The organism is Flavobacterium sp., from assembly GCF_041392085.1.
GTDB lineage: Bacteria > Bacteroidota > Bacteroidia > Flavobacteriales > Flavobacteriaceae > Flavobacterium.
The window spans coordinates 50,152-67,250 of the sequence record NZ_JAWKMW010000009.1 but is presented as its reverse complement, the minus strand read 5'-3'; the positions used below and the strand labels follow the sequence as shown (position 1 = coordinate 67,250).

General features: G+C 34.9%; 14 protein-coding genes. 9 read left to right on the top strand and 5 right to left on the bottom strand.

Annotated features, from left to right (window positions below):
* Positions 1–95: 95 nt before the first annotated feature.
* Positions 96–506, top strand: a complete 411-nt coding sequence (locus R2782_RS09020; RefSeq protein WP_026709649.1) for a BrxA/BrxB family bacilliredoxin — start codon at positions 96–98, stop codon at positions 504–506.
* A 126-nt stretch (positions 507–632) separates the two neighbouring features.
* Positions 633–1,016 carry a hypothetical protein gene (locus R2782_RS09015; RefSeq protein ID WP_371267908.1) on the top strand — a complete coding sequence of 128 codons (384 nt, stop codon included), beginning with the start codon at positions 633–635 and terminating at the stop codon, positions 1,014–1,016.
* A gap of 58 nt (positions 1,017–1,074) precedes the next feature.
* Here the strand turns inward: R2782_RS09015 and R2782_RS09010 are convergent, their stop codons facing one another.
* Positions 1,075–3,138 carry a glycosyltransferase family 9 protein gene (locus tag R2782_RS09010; RefSeq protein ID WP_371267907.1) on the bottom strand — a complete coding sequence of 688 codons (2,064 nt, stop codon included), beginning with the start codon at positions 3,136–3,138 and terminating at the stop codon, positions 1,075–1,077.
* Between the two features lie 17 nt (positions 3,139–3,155).
* A complete protein-coding gene (locus R2782_RS09005) occupies positions 3,156–3,413 on the bottom strand; it encodes a hypothetical protein (RefSeq protein WP_371267906.1) in 258 nt (85 codons plus the stop codon).
* Positions 3,414–3,576: 163 nt separating this feature from the next.
* Here R2782_RS09005 and R2782_RS09000 point away from each other — a divergent pair, with 163 nt between their 5' ends.
* The 6 genes from R2782_RS09000 to R2782_RS08975 all read left to right on the top strand — a co-directional run bounded on the left by R2782_RS09000 (position 3,577) and on the right by R2782_RS08975 (position 10,539).
* Positions 3,577–4,944 (top strand): rhodanese-related sulfurtransferase, encoded by a 1,368-nt coding sequence (locus R2782_RS09000; RefSeq protein ID WP_371267905.1) that lies wholly within the window; start codon positions 3,577–3,579, stop codon positions 4,942–4,944.
* 179 nt (positions 4,945–5,123) lie between these two features.
* A complete protein-coding gene (locus R2782_RS08995; RefSeq protein ID WP_371267904.1) occupies positions 5,124–6,287 on the top strand; it encodes a stage 0 sporulation family protein in 1,164 nt (387 codons plus the stop codon).
* The gene (locus R2782_RS08990; RefSeq protein WP_371267903.1) at positions 6,271–6,756 is read left to right on the top strand and encodes a gliding motility lipoprotein GldH; all 486 of its coding nucleotides are present in this window, start codon (positions 6,271–6,273) and stop codon (positions 6,754–6,756) included. Before R2782_RS08995 ends, R2782_RS08990 begins: the two co-directional genes overlap by 17 nt.
* A 1-nt stretch (position 6,757) precedes the next feature.
* On the top strand, positions 6,758–9,037 hold the full coding sequence (locus R2782_RS08985) for a penicillin-binding protein 1A (protein WP_371267902.1): 2,280 nt from the start codon (positions 6,758–6,760) through the stop codon (positions 9,035–9,037).
* 89 nt (positions 9,038–9,126) lie between these two features.
* Positions 9,127–9,825, top strand: coding sequence for a CoA transferase subunit A (locus R2782_RS08980; protein WP_371267901.1), 699 nt, complete (start codon positions 9,127–9,129; stop codon positions 9,823–9,825).
* A gap of 54 nt (positions 9,826–9,879) precedes the next feature.
* Positions 9,880–10,539 carry a CoA transferase subunit B gene (locus R2782_RS08975; RefSeq protein WP_371267900.1) on the top strand — a complete coding sequence of 220 codons (660 nt, stop codon included), beginning with the start codon at positions 9,880–9,882 and terminating at the stop codon, positions 10,537–10,539.
* A 2-nt stretch (positions 10,540–10,541) separates the two neighbouring features.
* Here R2782_RS08975 and R2782_RS08970 read toward each other — a convergent pair whose 3' ends face one another.
* Positions 10,542–12,230 carry an ABC transporter ATP-binding protein gene (locus R2782_RS08970; protein WP_371267899.1) on the bottom strand — a complete coding sequence of 563 codons (1,689 nt, stop codon included), beginning with the start codon at positions 12,228–12,230 and terminating at the stop codon, positions 10,542–10,544.
* A gap of 186 nt (positions 12,231–12,416) precedes the next feature.
* Between R2782_RS08970 and R2782_RS08965 the strand changes: the two genes are divergently transcribed.
* On the top strand, positions 12,417–15,680 hold the full coding sequence (locus R2782_RS08965) for a S8 family serine peptidase (protein WP_371267898.1): 3,264 nt from the start codon (positions 12,417–12,419) through the stop codon (positions 15,678–15,680).
* Between the two features lie 27 nt (positions 15,681–15,707).
* Here the strand turns inward: R2782_RS08965 and R2782_RS08960 are convergent, their stop codons facing one another.
* Both R2782_RS08960 and R2782_RS08955 read right to left on the bottom strand, forming a co-directional pair.
* Positions 15,708–16,421, bottom strand: coding sequence for a 3'-5' exonuclease (locus R2782_RS08960; RefSeq protein WP_371267896.1), 714 nt, complete (start codon positions 16,419–16,421; stop codon positions 15,708–15,710).
* Positions 16,422–16,550: 129 nt separating this feature from the next.
* Positions 16,551–17,009, bottom strand: a complete 459-nt coding sequence (locus R2782_RS08955; protein WP_371267895.1) for a DUF1573 domain-containing protein — start codon at positions 17,007–17,009, stop codon at positions 16,551–16,553.
* Between the last annotated feature and the right edge of the window lie 90 nt (positions 17,010–17,099).

Below are 17,099 nucleotides of genomic sequence, written 5' to 3'. Positions count from 1 at the left end.
ATCTTTATGATTGAAATCAACAATTGAAATTGAAAACTTAGTAAATTTGCATAATCAAAAAATCAAATATCAACAATCATAAATCTTAAATAAGTATGTATCCAGAAGAAATGGTAAAACCCATGAGAGCCGAATTATCGGAAGTAGGTTTTCAAGAATTATATAGTGCAGAAGCAGTAGAAAATGCAATTTCACAAAAAGGAACAACGTTAGTAGTTGTAAATTCCGTTTGTGGATGTGCTGCCAGAAATGCAAGACCGGGAGCAAAAATGAGTCTTGACGGTGCCAAAAAACCAGACCAATTAGTGACTGTTTTTGCCGGTGTAGACAAAGAAGCCGTTGATGCAGCAAGACAGCATATGTTTCCGTTTCCACCTTCGTCGCCAAGTATGGCTTTGTTTAAAGATGGTGAATTGGTGCACATGTTAGAACGTCATCACATTGAAGGGCGTCCTGCCGAAATGATAGCTGAGAACTTAAAAGATGCGTACAACGAGTTTTGTTAAGAAAATAAAAGTTTATAACTGAAACCCTTTCAGAAAATTAATTTCGAAAGGGTTTTTTTATTTTCGTGAATAACGCAACCTTTAAAAAAAATTTCATCTTACCTATGTTAACCAATAAAAAAAGCTATGAAATCTATTTTAAAATTATTTGTATTAGCCTTATTGCTTCAAAGTTTTCAGTGTGATGAAGATCGTCAGGATCCGATTACAGAGCAACAATTAAATCTCTTGAAACAGGAAATTGTAGACTATATCGACAGTTTTGAGTGCGAAAATTCAGAAAACTGCAACACCATTGCATTTGGCGTAAAACCTTGTGGCGGCCCTATTGAATATTTAACTTTTCCTTCCTCTGTTGATTTAAATGAATTAGAGGCTATGGTTGAAAGTTATAATCAATTAAATTTAGAATACAACATTCAAACGAATGCAGTTTCGGACTGTGCTTTTGTTCTACCTCCCCAAACAGTGGAATGTGACAATGGCAGTTGTATTATCGTAGATAATTAATGAAAGTTCATTGCCATTTAAAAGAGCGTTGTTCCATAGAAAAACAACGCTCTTTTCTTTATTTTAATTCTGGAATACAAAATAGCACTTGTTGTTCCATAAAAACATGAATCAATGATTCTTCATCTTCGGAATAATTTTCTTTGAAATTTCCTTTTAGAATTTCTTCAACCGAACTTTTCATGGTCAAATCACGGTATTCAATCAATAACTCATTTTCATTTATTTTGAGCAAACAATCTTTTTCAGAAAAATCAACTTCTAAAAGAGGGTTCACTTTTAATTCAACAGCCAAATCTTCGTAGGCTTTTTGCAAAAGTGTATATAACGCACTCAACACTTTTGGAACGGTTGTAGAAGACAAACAAACCCGATCAGGACAATTGATAATCACATCATAATTACATCGTAATTCACAATTCCCTTTTTTGCCCCAAATAATCTCGTTGAACTCGGCAAAACTCCCCCAAGAACCGGGACCGGTTGGGCCGTAAATTCCAACAGTTGGTACGTTAAACGCACCGGCTACATGGGTAATTCCCGCATCGTTTCCTATGTGGAAAAAAGCACGCTCCATGACTTTACCAATATCATCTAAACCACCTGTAACATAATCGATATGAGGCATTTCTTTGGTAAAAAAATCAGCGGGATTAGGATCTTCTTTCCCTAAAATAATTTTACATTTTAGTTTAGGGAACAAACGATGGAGTTCTTCTATTAATTTAGCATAATTTTCTGTTGGCCAAATTTTTAGTAAAAAACCGGCACCGGGATGAACGGTATAATAGGGGTTTTCATAATCGGTATCTCTTTCAAAATAGGGATAACCTTTGTATTGATTGGAGTAATTCTTATGAAATTTTGCCAATCCGTCAATGTGGTGCTGAATAGCGTGTTGTTTTACTTTTTTATGTGTAGAATATCGCAAAGCATGAGGCAAATCATAACCACGAAAAGCAGGATAATTTCCTAATTCGATGATTTTTTCAAAATTGGCTTCCTTTTCTTTGATTTTTTCTTCATCCACAATGGTAATTTCTTTAAAATACCTGGTAAAGAAAGAAACTAATCTGGGATGAACCGCAAAACTCACCGATTTTGAAACTTCTTTTAAATGGATTAAACTTGGCAAACAGAAAAAAATATCGCCTAAACCACCATAACTTTTATAAACCAAAACATTACCTAAATCAGGAACCGTTTCAGCTTCATTTTGGTTTAAAATCCGACCCACATTATCCCAAAATAGTTGTGGCGTTTCTTTCATTTCTTTTTTCGCTCTTTCTTTATTGTTGGGATAAAAATCAAACGACCAAGTTCCTACTCTATCGTTTGTAATCATTTCACAATCGGACAAAAAAGCTTCTGCGGCCAATCTACCAGAAGGTTCGGGCCAAACAGGCTTGCAGAAAAAGTATTTTGAATGTCCTAGAATTTTTAGAACTTCTTCATTTGGTATATAATCATTCAAAAAAACATTAGAAGGTAATTCTCTTCTCAATTCATTTTTTCCGTATACTTGAAACGTAAATTGAGGATTTTCAAGAGCATAATCAAGCAATGCTTCGCCACCTTTTAAATAACTAACATCACCAAAGAAAGGAATGACTGTTTCATTTTTTAGTTCAGAAACTTGCAATTTTTCGACCTCAACGGTTGGAGGCATAATTATTTTATTCGCAACCGATTCGCCATAAAAAGCATAATGGTCTTCAAAATGTTTGGGAGATTGAAACGCATTCAACTTTGCATTCCCGAAGACTTCATGATATAAATGATATTTTTCGTTGTCGCAGCAGTTTCGAATTCCTCTATCGACCGTACATAAAATATTTCTTCGAATGCAAAAATTATAGTCGAATTCAATTTTGATGTAGTTTATATTTTCATCAACTAAATAACGAAGTAACTTTTTTTCAAATCGGCACCGAGAAGTACTATTCAATACAATTAAATCGGTTTGTTGAATTTTACTCGTTGTTACTTCAAAATTAGTCAACAAATCAGTCTCAACTAAGTAACCCAATTGTATGCCGAGATTGACCAATTGGGTTATAGTTAATTCTGCACCTCTTTTTAACGAGATGTTTGTATCATGTAAAAAAAGTACTTTGTTCAACGAATTGTTATAGGTGATTAATCATCATAATAACCATCGTCATAATAACCATCGTCATAATAACCGTCATCATAATAGCCATCGTCATAGTAACCATCCTCATAATAACCGTCATCATAATAGCCATCGTCATAATAACCGTCGTCGTAGTAGCCATCATCATATGAATCATCACTATCCGACGAACAAGAGGTAACTAAATTTCCGGTGATTACTAAAGCTGAACTGACGAGTATCACCTTTCCTGAATTTTTTAAAAAATTACGTCTATTCATAAACTCAAAAGGTTTGGTTAAACAAATATATCGTTTTAACTTTATAATAACAAATGATTAAATAAAAACCCTACCCTAAATTTTAATTTAAATTGTTTATTTTTGTAACGAATTCTTCCATTTAGAATTTATCTTATTGAATTAACCCTAAAACGTTTATAGCATGCAACTGTATAACACGATGAGGGCAGAAGAAAGAGCCGAACTTATAGATCAAGCCGGCAAGCAACGCCTTACGTTGTCTTTTTATGCCTATGCCAAAATTGAAGACCCTAAAAAATTTAGAGATGATTTGTTCCTAGCATGGAATCCGCTGGATGTCTTGGGTAGAATATATGTAGCTCATGAAGGAATTAATGCTCAACTTTCGTTGCCGGCAGATTATTTTTATCAATTCAAAGATACGCTGGAAGCATATGATTTCATGCGTGGTATTCGATTGAACATGGCTCGCGAACAAGACGATCATTCCTTTTTAAAATTAACCATAAAAGTACGACATAAAATAGTAGCCGACGGTCTTGACGACTCCTCTTTTGATGTCACCAACAAAGGAATTCACTTAAAAGCGAAGGAATTCAACCAACTTTTAGAAGACCCTAACACGATTGTAGTTGATTTTAGAAATCATTATGAAAGTGAAATTGGTCATTTTAAAGGAGCGATTACCCCTGATGTGGATACATTTAGAGCATCGCTTCCTATTATTGAAGACCAATTAAAAGACCTTAAAGAAGAAAAAAATCTTTTAATGTATTGCACAGGTGGAATTCGCTGCGAAAAAGCCAGTGCTTATTTTAAACATAAAGGTTTCAAAAACGTCTATCAATTAGAAGGCGGAATTATTGAATATGCACGTCAAATTGAACAAGAAGGTTTGGAAAGTAAATTCATTGGTAAAAACTTTGTGTTCGATCATCGTCTAGGCGAAAGAATCACAAAAGATATTATTTCGCAATGTCACCAATGCGGAAAACCATGTGACAATCATACCAATTGCGTGAACGATGGTTGTCATTTATTATTCATCCAATGTGATGAATGCAAAGAAAAAATGGATAACTGTTGTTCTTCAGAATGTCGGAAAATCATTCATTTACCATTAGCTGAACAAGTCAAATTGAGAAAAGGAATCCAAAAAGGAAACATGATTTTCAAAAAAGGAAAATCCCCCGCTTTAAAATTCAAACATTCCGGTGAATTAAGTGATACATCTTTAGCTATTGCAAATGAAATAGAAAAACCAAAACCCATTCGCGAACGCATCAAACGTAAAAAAATACTGATTGGTAATGCCGAACATTATTATACAAAGGCTCAAGTAGGTTTGTTTTTGATTGAAAATCAGGATGTAAAATCAGGAGATAAAATTTTAATTTCCGGACCAACCACTGGAAATCAGGAATTGATTTTAGATAAAATTTTTGTAAATGGAAAAGAAAGTAATCTCGCAAAACCAGGTGATAAATTGACTTTTACTGTTCCGTTTCGTATTCGTTTGTCTGATAAATTATTTAAGTATATCCAATAAATTTTTAATTAATAAAAATTATCAAACCCCATTTCAATTTTTCGAAATGGGGTTTTTTGAATCTTAAAAATCTGAAAAAACTTCCCGTTTACTTCTATCAAAAAATACTATCTTTACACACTTAACGTTTACTATCTGTAGTCTTGTTATACATAACGAGATGACCAATATATAAAATTATGGCTTGTACAAATTGTTCTACCGGGAGTAAAGAAGGAGCTCCCAAAGGATGTCAAAATAAAGGGACTTGTGGCACCGACAGCTGCAACAAATTAACAGTTTTTGATTGGCTTTCCAACATGAGTTTGCCAAGTGGTCAGGAACAGTTTGACTGTGTTGAAGTACGATTTAAAAACGGAAGAAAAGAATTTTTCCGCAATACTGAAAAAATTTCACTTTCTATTGGTGATATTGTGGCCACGGAAGCTTCTCCGGGTCATGATATCGGAATTGTCACACTTACCGGAGAATTGGTAAAGGTTCAGATGAAGAAAAAAGGTGTCAATCCTTCGGGCTCTGAAATCACTAAAATCTATCGAAAAGCGTCTCAAAAAGATATTGATATTTGGTCCGATGCTCGTGCTAAGGAAGAACCTATGAAGGTTACGGCTCGTGAAATTGCGATTCGTTTACAATTGCAAATGAAAATTTCCGATATTGAATTTCAAGGAGATGGCTCTAAAGCTACTTTTTATTACACCGCAGAAGACCGCGTAGATTTTCGCCAATTGATTAAAGAATACGCCCAATCTTTCAAAACCCGAATTGAGATGAAACAAGTTGGTTTCCGTCAGGAGGCAGCTCGTTTAGGGGGAATTGGCTCTTGTGGCAGAGAATTATGTTGCTCCACTTGGCTGACTGATTTTAGAAGTGTTAATACATCTGCCGCTCGTTACCAGCAACTTTCCTTAAACCCTCAAAAATTGGCCGGACAATGTGGAAAATTAAAGTGTTGTTTAAACTACGAGTTAGACACCTATATGGATGTCTTGAAAGATTTTCCTGACTTTGAAACTAAATTGGAGACTGAAAAAGGAGTGGCGTATTGCCAAAAACAAGATATTTTTAAAGGATTAATGTGGTATGCTTATGCCGAAAACATGGCTAATTGGCATGTTTTAGAAATTGCTCAGGTAAAAGAAATAGTAGCGGAAAACAAACAAAAAAGAAAAGTAAGTTCTTTGGAGGATTTTGCTTTAGATATAGCTCAAGAACCAAAGCAAGATTTTAATAATGCGATGGGGCAAGAAAGTTTGACTCGTTTTGATCAACCTAAAAAGAAAAAAAATAACAACAAAAAAAGAAGACCAAATAAATCAGTTAAAAATGATCAAAAAAAGTAGTCTGATTTTTGTCTTGCTAGTAATTTTTTGCACGTCATGTGACAAAAGAAGGCTTTTTGATGAATACCAAAAAGTAGGTAACACTTGGCATAAGGACAGCATTATTTCTTTTGTATATGAAGAAAAAGATTCCTCTTTACGTAAAAATTTATTTGTTACGATTCGCAATAATAACAATTACCCTTTTCGCAATTTGTTTTTAATTGTAGAAATGGAACAACCGGATAAAAAAATCATTATTGACACTTTAGAATATGAAATGGCTAATCCGGATGGTTCTTTGATGGGGAAAGGAATTACAGACACAAAAGAAAACAAATTGTTTTACAAAGAGAATTTTACATTTCCTAAAGTAGGAAAATATTTTATCAACATTCAACAAGCTGTTAGAAAATCAGGTAAAATTGAAGGGGTTGAAACGCTAGATGGCGTTACTGACGTTGGTTTACGAATAGAAAAAGTAGAATAATATGGCAAAAAAAAATAATTCGTCTGCAAAAGACATCGCTTACTATCAAAAAAAATTCTGGAAAGTATTTTTCTTTGGTTTGGGTGGTGTAGTTCTCTTTTTTGTATTTGCTAATTTTGGTTTATTTGGCTCTATGCCCAGTTTTGATGAACTGGAAAATCCTGATTCTAATTTAGCTACTGAAATTATTTCCTCAGACGGTGTGGTTTTAGGTAAATTTTATAGAGAAAATCGTTCTCCGGTAAAATATGAAGAACTCCCAAAACACTTAGTTGACGCTCTAATTGCAACAGAAGACGAACGCTTCTATGAACACTCCGGTATAGATGCCCGAAGAACATTTGGGGCAGCTTTAAAATTAGGAGCTGATGGAGGTGCTAGTACAATTACACAACAATTGGCTAAATTATTATTCCACGGTGAAGGCTCTCGATTTATTCTTTTTAGAATGGTCCAAAAAGTTAAAGAATGGATTATTGCTACAAAACTTGAACGGCAATACACCAAAAACGAAATTATTGCTCTATACTTAAATAGGGCTGATTTTGTAAATACCGCAGTGGGAATAAAATCTGCCGCTAAAGTATATTTTGGGAAAGAACCAAAAGAGTTAACAATTGAAGAAAGTGCTTTATTAGTGGGAATGCTAAAAAACCCTTCTTTATACAATCCAACCCGAGAAAAAAGAAAAGAATTAGTTCTAAAAAGAAGAAATACTGTTCTCAATCAAATGGTAAGAAACAATTTTTTAGAACCGGAAGCCAAAGCTCAATTGGAAAAAAAACCAATCATTTTAGATTTTAATCCGGAAAGCCATGTAGAAGGAATCGCTACTTATTTTAGAGAATACCTCCGGGATTACATGAAAAAATGGGTAAAAGAAAATAAAAAACCGGACGGCACAGAATACAACATCTATAACGATGGCTTAAAAATTTACACAACCATTGATTCTCGCATGCAAAAACATGCCGAAGAAGCGGTACACGAACATCTAAAAAACCTACAAGCAGAATTTTTTAAAAGTCAGAAGAAAAACAAAAATGCTCCTTTTTACAGAATTACAGAGGATGAAACAACAAGACTGTTAAAAAGAGCAATGAAAAATTCAGAGCGTTGGCGACAGATGAAAGCCCAAAATAAAAGTGAAGAGGAAATCATCAAATCCTTTGATATAAAAACAGAAATGAGGGTTTTTACTTGGAAGGGAGAGCGTGATACAATTATGACCCCCATGGATTCCATTCGGTATTATAAGCATTTTTTACGAAGCGGTATGATTTCAATGGAACCGCAAACCGGACACGTTAAAGCGTGGGTGGGCGGTATCAATTATAAACACTTCCAATATGACCATGCCGGACAAGGAGCCAGACAAGTAGGATCAACTTTTAAACCATTTGTATATGCCACAGCTATACAAGAACTAAGAATGTCTCCCTGTGATTCAATTATTGATGCTCCCTTTACCATTCGTAGAGGAAGGCATAACGTTAGTGCCGATTGGACACCAAGAAATTCGGATGGTAAATATAGAGGAATGATTAATTTAAAGAAAGCATTAGCAAATTCCGTAAACACCATTTCTGCCAAATTAATTGATAAAACCGGTCCAAAAGCAGTTATAGATTTAACGCATAAATTAGGCGTTTCTGCTGAAATCCCTGAACAAGTATCCATTTGTCTAGGTGCCGTTGAAATTACAGTACATGATATGGTGGCTGCATTCAGTACTTTTGCCAACAAAGGTATTTACATCAAACCACAGATGATTACCCGTATCGAAGATAAAAACGGGAATATTATCTATGAGAACATCCCGGAAAGTCATGATGTTTTGAGTCAAGATATTGCTTATGCAGTTGTAAAATTAATGGAAGGTGTAACCGAGGATGGAACAGGAACCCGACTTCGAGGAGGTAGGGCAGGATTCAGGCATTATGATTACAAACTTGACAACCCAATTGCCGGAAAAACCGGAACTACTCAAAATAATTCCGATGGATGGTTTATGGGCTTTGTTCCAAACCTATGTACAGGTGTTTGGGTAGGATGTGAAGACCGTTCTGCTCGATTTAATACTACTGCCATGGGACAAGGAGCCACAATGGCATTGCCAATTTGGGGAATCTACATGGATAAATGCTACAAAGACAAAAAACTTAATGTATCTAAAGATCCTTTTGAAAGACCCGAAAACATTACTGTAAAAGTAGATTGTTGGAAAGCGGCTAAAGACACCTTGGATTTTGATCAAGACTTAGATGAATTCAATTTTTAGAAAATTCATCTAAAAATAATTATAAAAGAATGGACTTTGCAAAAAGCCCATTTTTTTATACCTTTAAAATTCGAAAACAAACAAACAATATGATTACAAGAAAAGTAAATTCTGTTCAAGAAGCTCTTGTTGGAATTACCGATAATATGACCATTATGCTTGGTGGATTTGGCCTTTGTGGCATTCCTGAAAACAGCATTGCTGAGTTGGTTAAGATGAATGTAACTGACCTCACATGTATCTCGAACAATGCAGGAGTAGATGATTTTGGATTGGGATTACTTCTTCAAAAAAAGCAAATAAAAAAAATGATTTCATCTTATGTTGGAGAAAATGCAGAATTTGAACGTCAAATGTTATCGGGAGAATTAGAAGTAGAACTTACCCCACAGGGGACTTTAGCCGAAAAATGCAGAGCTGCTCAACATGGAATCCCTGCTTTTTTTACACCTGCCGGATATGGAACCGAAGTGGCGGAAGGAAAAGAAACCCGCGAATTCAATGGAAAAATGTATGTAATGGAAGAAGCTTACAAAGCTGATTTCGCCATCGTTAAAGCTTGGAAGGGTGATGAGGCCGGAAATATTATTTTTAAAGGAACTGCCAGAAATTTCAATGCGTGCATGGCCGGAGCAGCAAAAATTACCATTGCTGAAGTGGAAGAATTAGTTCCTGTTGGAACATTAGACCCCAATCAAATTCATATACCGGGAATTATGATTAATCGCATATTTCAAGGTGAAAAATATGAGAAAAGAATTGAACAAAGAACAGTTAGACAGAAATGATGTGGCAATGGTACAATTGACACATCGACTAATTTACAAATTGACACATTAAAAATGGCCTTAGATAAAAATCAAATTGCAAAACGTATTGCAAAAGAAGTAAAAGACGGTTACTACGTTAACTTAGGAATTGGCATTCCGACCTTGGTTGCCAATTTTGTTCGCACTGATATTTCTGTTGAATTTCAAAGTGAAAACGGGGTATTGGGTATGGGCCCATTTCCATTTGAAGGCGAAGAAGATGCGGATATCATTAATGCAGGAAAACAGACGATCACTACGTTGCCCGGAGCTTCCTTTTTTGATTCGGCTTTTAGTTTTGGAATGATTCGGAGCAAAAAAGTAGATTTAACGATTTTAGGTGCGATGGAAGTTTCCGAAAACGGCGACATTGCCAACTGGAAAATTCCCGGAAAAATGGTGAAAGGAATGGGCGGAGCGATGGATTTGGTCGCTTCTGCTGAAAATATCATTGTAGCCATGATGCATGTTAATAAAGCAGGAGAATCAAAAGTTTTAAAACAATGTACACTGCCGCTAACAGGTGTGGGCTGCGTTAAAAAAATTGTCACCGAATTAGCCGTTATGGATGTTACTTCTAAAGGTTTCAAACTCCTTGAACGAGCTCCCGGTGTTTCTGTAGAAGAAATCATCAAAGCTACCGAAGGAACATTAATTGTAGAAGGAGAAATTCCGGAAATGGTTTTGGATTAAAATCATCCTTTCGGAATAGCTTCAATTAATTTTTTGGTATACTCACTTTTTGGATTGGCATACAGTTCATCTGCATCGGCCATTTCTTCAATCTTTCCTTTGTTCATGACCAAAACTTGGTCGCTCATGTATTTCACCACAGCCAAATCATGGGAAATAAAGATATACGTAAATCCGAAATTTTCTTTTAATTCATTCAATAAATTCAAAACTTGAGCTTGAACAGAGATATCTAACGCCGAAACCGATTCGTCACACACAATCAACTTGGGTTGCAAAGCAATGGTTCGGGCAATTCCGACACGTTGGCGTTGACCACCTGAAAATTCGTGAGGATAACGGTTAAAAAAATCTTCACCCAAACCCACTCGCTCCAAAATTTCAATTGTTTTCGCTTTTCGCTCTGCATCATTTTTATACAAACCGTGCACTTTCATCGGTTCCATAATCGCTTTTCCAACTGGAATTCTTGGGTTTAAAGACGAATAGGGATCTTGAAAAATAAGTTGAATTTCTTTTCTGAGTTTTCGAATTTCGTCTTTATTCAATTTCGTAATATCATTTCCTTTGTAAAAAATTTGTCCGGCAGTTGCTTTATCCAATTGCAAAATGGCGTTGCCTAAAGTTGATTTTCCACAACCCGATTCGCCAACCAACCCAACCGTTTCGCCTTCGTAAATTTTAAAACTCACGTCATCAACCGCTTTAAACGACAGCTTTTTACCGAATAAACCTACCGTTGACAAATATTCTTTTTCTACATTTTTCACTTCCAAAAGAGGAGCTTTTGCGTATATTTTTTTCTGATTTTCTTTTCGTTCTTCGGCAGAAACAACTTCTCTTTTTCCTCTTTCACTTAAAAAATCTTGAATTGTTGGAAGCCTTTTTAACCGATATTCCAATGACGGTCGGGAGGCAATTAAAGCCTTTGTATAATTATGCTGTGGGTTTTCAAAAATGGCTTTAGCATTTCCTTGTTCAACAATTTCACCTTTGTACATGACCAAAACCCGATTGGCAATTTCGGAAACCAGCGATAAATCATGCGAAATAAACAAAATACTCATCTTGGTTTCTTGTTGCAAATCCTTCAATAAATGAATGATTTCTTTTTGAACGGTTACGTCTAAGGCGGTTGTGGGTTCATCGGCTATCAGTATTTTTGGCTTACAAGCAATCGCCATTGCAATCATCACGCGTTGTTTTTGTCCGCCTGAGATTTGATGTGGGTATTTGTTGAAGAGTTCTTTTGGGTTGGGCAATTTTACTTTCTCAAATAACGAAAGAACTTCTGTCTTAATTTCTTTTTTTGGTAATGAAGTATGCCTTGTTAAAATTTCGGCAACTTGAAAACCACATTGTAAAGATGGGTTTAACGAACTCATTGGCTCTTGAAAAATCATAGCAATTTCGTTACCTCGAATTTTTTGGAACTCTTTATCCGATAAATGTGTGATATCTTTCCCATCAAAAATAATTGAACCGTTATTGATTAATGATATTCTTTTTGGCAACAATCCCATGATAGCTAATGATGAAACCGACTTTCCAGAACCGGATTCACCAACTATTCCTACTATTTCATTTTCATATAAACAATATGTTAAGTCATGTACCACCGGCACATATTCTTTCTCTTTTTTAAAAGAAATAATCAACTTTTTTACGGCTAACAGAATCTTATTTTCCATGACTATAAAATTAACCGATTTTTTTTATCTACATCTGCATTTTATATTTTTTCGTAAATACTAATAAATTCTTTACAATAAAGAATTAGACATTAAACCATTGTTAAATAATGTTTATTTTTTAAAGTAAATCATCAGAAAAATTTAAATTTATATCTTTGAATTCTTAAAATTCCAAATCAACCGATGAAAAATTGCTACTTTTCTAAAATTTGTTTTAGTATAACGCTCCTACTAATACTTGTTCCCTACATCACTGTGGCTCAGACGCCTGATCAGAAAAAAGCAGTGATAGAGCAATACGATTTATCTAAAATAAGACAATTACAGTCAACACTTTATGAAAAAGCAAAAGTTGATAAAGAAAAAGCACTTTCCACTGCTAAAGCGAATCAATGGGAAGTCTTTAAAAGAAACCCTGATGGAAGTGTTGATGAATTAATAGGTTTGTTTTCCGATGGAAGTCCGAAATATTATTCGATTCAAAATGTTGACGCGGCAATTTCAACTCGTGCTAATCATGTGAATTCAGGAGGAAGTTTAGGTTTAAACCTTAATGGTCAAGGAATGGTGGGTGGTGTTTGGGATGGTGGCCCAACACGTGTATCACATCAAGAATTTGGTGGAAGAATGATTGTTGGAGACGGCACCACAGAATTGAATGGGAATAGTTTTCATGCCACACACGTTACAGGAACGGTTGGTGCAGCAGGAATAGATATTAATGCAAAAGGAATGGCATTTCAAGCAACAGTTAAAACCTTTGATTGGACACAAGACGAAGCAGAAGTTTTAGGAGAAATCCAAGATGGATTGTTGCTTTCTAATCATTCTTATGGCTCGCGTTTATTTAATGTACCCAGTTGGTATGCCGGAGCTTACACGCAAGATGCACTTGAATGGGATTTAATTCATTACATCTCTCCCTATTACCTTATGGTTACAGCTGCTGGTAATGATGGTAATGTTGATAACGAAAACCCAACAACAATAAATTACGATAAGCTCAACGGAAATAAAACGGCAAAAAACAATCTGGTTGTAGCTAATGGCCAAGATGCAGTAATTGACAGCAATGGAAATCTTATTTCGGTAAATATTAATTCAGCCAGCAGCGAAGGTCCTACAGATGACTTGCGTATCAAACCCGACATTACAGGAAACGGCACTGGCGTATATTCTACCAATAGTAGTGGTGATAACGATTATACAACACTGTCCGGAACCTCAATGGCTAGCCCAAATGTCATGGGAACATTATTATTATTACAACAGCATCACAACAGTTTATATCAACGATTTATGAAATCGGCCACATTAAAAGGGGTGGCATGTCATACTGCAGATGATGCAGGAAATCCTGGCCCCGATGCTGTCTTTGGTTGGGGTCTACTGAATGCTAAAAAAGCAGCTACTGCTATCACAAACAACGGATTAAATACGTGGATTTCGGAGGAAAAATTAACCCAAAATCAAGTTTACACTAAAACTATAAAATCAATTAGTGGACAACCTTTAGTTGCTACAATCTGTTGGACAGATTTACCGGGAATTGCTAATACGGGTAATTTGAACGACCCAACACCGGCAATCGTACACGATTTGGATATTCGAATTACTCAAGGAACTTCTGTGTTTTACCCTTGGCAATTACAAGCTGATGCGAGTTTAAACGCTATAAGAACTGAAGATAATTTTGTAGATACTGTAGAAACTGTTACAATTGATTCGACCAACGGTGGAGATTACACCATTACTGTTTCACACAAAGGAACTTTACAAACCAATCAACAAAATTATTCCTTGATTATTTCCGGAATTGATTCTGAATTTGGTTTTGTACCTCTTGGATATAACCAAACTGTTTGTGCTAATGAAAACACCTCCTTTTTATTTGCTTTTAACACCAATAGTAATGAAAATGTAACATTGACAGCTATGAATTTGCCGGAAGGTTCCGTTTCTAATTTTGATCAAAACGTCATCAATAGTAATGGTACTTTTGAATTAATTTTCTCTGATCTTTTGAATGTGGTTCCAGGTGAATATGAAATAGGCATTGTTGCTTCAACAGCTACTGAAACTGAAATAAGATATGTCTCTTTGAAAGTATTACGAGCTGATTTTGGACTTATTCAACCAATTTCTCCCGCTAATGGACAAACTGCCGTAACCGCATCAGTAAATTTATCATGGGAAGAAGACATCAATGCAGAAAATTATTTGGTTGAAGTGGCCACAGATGTTACTTTCAACACTATTATTTGGTCTGAAAACACTGAAAATTCAACTATTACTATTACTGACTTAAATAGTCAAACAATATACTATTGGCGAGTAAAACCAAGCAATCGTTGTGGAGAAGCATCGGAATTTACAGTGTCAAGTTTTCAAACCGGTATTTTTGAATGTGGCTTTCTGTTTGATGCTACTGATTTTATAGATGCAACGATTGGCAATACTGCCAATTCTGAAGCGTCTGTTCCAATTTTAGTAAATGGTGGAATGACAATAGCCGATGTGAATGTTAGTCTTTCCATTTCTCATACTTGGGTTCAGGATTTATCTATTTATTTGATTGGTCCTCCCGAGATTGGTAGCCCTTCTGTTGAATTATTCGATGAACCTTGTGGTGGGCAAGATGACATTCTGGCAACACTCGATGATTCAGGTTCATTACTGAGTTGCGGTTCAAATCCTGCTATTTCAGGGACTATTAAACCAAACCAACCTTTACATGAGTTAAATGGTCTTTTGGCTGATGGTATTTGGACCTTGTTTGTGATTGATAAATACAATAATGATGGTGGTACAATTAATGCTGTTAGTCTAAGTTTTTGTAATTCCGAAAACATTGAAAATGAGATAAACTTTATTAATAATGGTGTTGTCACGGAAATAAATACAACAAAAATAATTTTACAAAATGAAATCAACGCCACTACTCCACTACAAGAGCCAAATAATCACTTTTATACTTTGTTAGAGTTACCTTTATTGGGTTCTTTAAATAAAGATAATATTCCTTTGACTATTGGTGATAGTTTTTCGCAAGAAGATATAAATTTGAATAGAATAACGTATGACAATTCTCTTTCTGAAGCTGCTACAGACAGCTTCAAGGTTAATGTTTTGAATGCTTCTTCGGCGTGGTTGCCCAATATCATCATTCCAATTACTATTGAAAATAGTCTTGAATTGATTGAAAACAACTTCCTGGATGTGGTTGTTTATCCAAATCCGTCCACAGGGATTATTTCCATTAACTGGAAAGACAATTTAGAAACTTTTATCAATGTAATTGATTTACAAGGTCGGATAATCTTAACCAAAAAAATTAACGATTCCACTACAGAAATTAATCTCAACTCTTTTTCTGAAGGGATTTATTTGGTTTCTATTCAAAATGAAAAAACAAAAGTGACCAAGAAAATTGTTTTAGAAAAATAAAAAGAGGCTCCTGAAACGGAGCCTCTTTTATATGTGAATAATTTCATCTTCGATTAGTAAATCCTCTCTTCTAAATCGTAAGAAAATTTGTGCCACAGCGATTACATCTTTTTCGCAATAAGAGATAATCCTGTCGATGTCTTTTTCAACATAATACACATGAGCCACTTCGCTTCCGTCGATATCGTCTTTTGGTGATGGAATTTGAAGTACTTTAGTTAGCAAACGCATGGAAGAAAAGTGTTTGTAATCGCCAAATTTCCACAACTCCATAGTATCAATATGAGGAACTTCCCATGGTTTTTTACCGAATAAATTCAACTTTGCCGGAATTTCAATTTGATTAATAATCATTCTTCTGGCAATAAAAGGGAAGTCAAATTCTTTGGCATTATGGCCACATAAAATATGCTGCGGTTGGTTAAAATGGTTATTCAGTAAGTTACTGAAGTCTTTTAAAATTTTTTGTTCTTCTCCAAAAAAAGTGGTCACCCTAAAATTTCGTATATCACCTTTGGTGACAAAATAACCTACAGATATGCAAATTATTTTCCCGAATTCTGCCCAAATTCCGGCACGATCGTAAAACGCTTCGGGTGTAAATTCTTCTTTACGTTGGTATTGTGTTTTAGACTCAAAGAGATATTGTTTTTCTTCGTCTAAAAGATTAAAATTCTCCGCTTCCGGAACGGTTTCAATGTCTAAAAATAAGATGTTGTCGAGTTTAATTTTATCTATCATGGCTTTTCAATTAATATATAAATATATAAAAAAGAAAAACACATGTATATGAATACTAAAATTTTTTAAAATAAAAAAACCATCTTGATTTTCAAGATGGTCCTGATGAATTATAATTTAGAAGGTAGATTATTGGTTTACAGGTGTTGTATCGATAACTTTTCCTTTAATCGTAAGTACTTTTGGCACCTCATTTTCATTTAAAGAAACGGTAACTGTTTTGGAGAAATTCCCAACAGAAGCCGCGTTATAAGTAGCTGTTACAGAAGCTGTCTCTCCTGGTTTTACCGGAGTTTTTGTATAGTTGGTAGCCGTACAACCACAAGAAGCTTTTACATTTGTAATAATAACTGTTTGCTTGGTTGTATTTGTAAAAGTAAAATCGTGAGATACCGGTGTACCTTTTTTGATTTCACCAAAATCATGAGAAACCTCTTTCCAAGTTACCGGAGAAGTTGGTTTTTGAGCAGCAGGTGTTGTGGTTATAGCCGGTTTAGTAGCTAACGGTTTTTTTTCTTGTGCATTTACTCCGGCTGAAAAAAATAATGTGGCAGCAATTGCAAATAATGATACTTTTAATGATTTCATACGTAATTATTTAATTAGTTAATTTATTCATCTTTGAACATAGCAAATATATTCACAAGAAATCAGATATTTGTTAAGCACAATATAAGT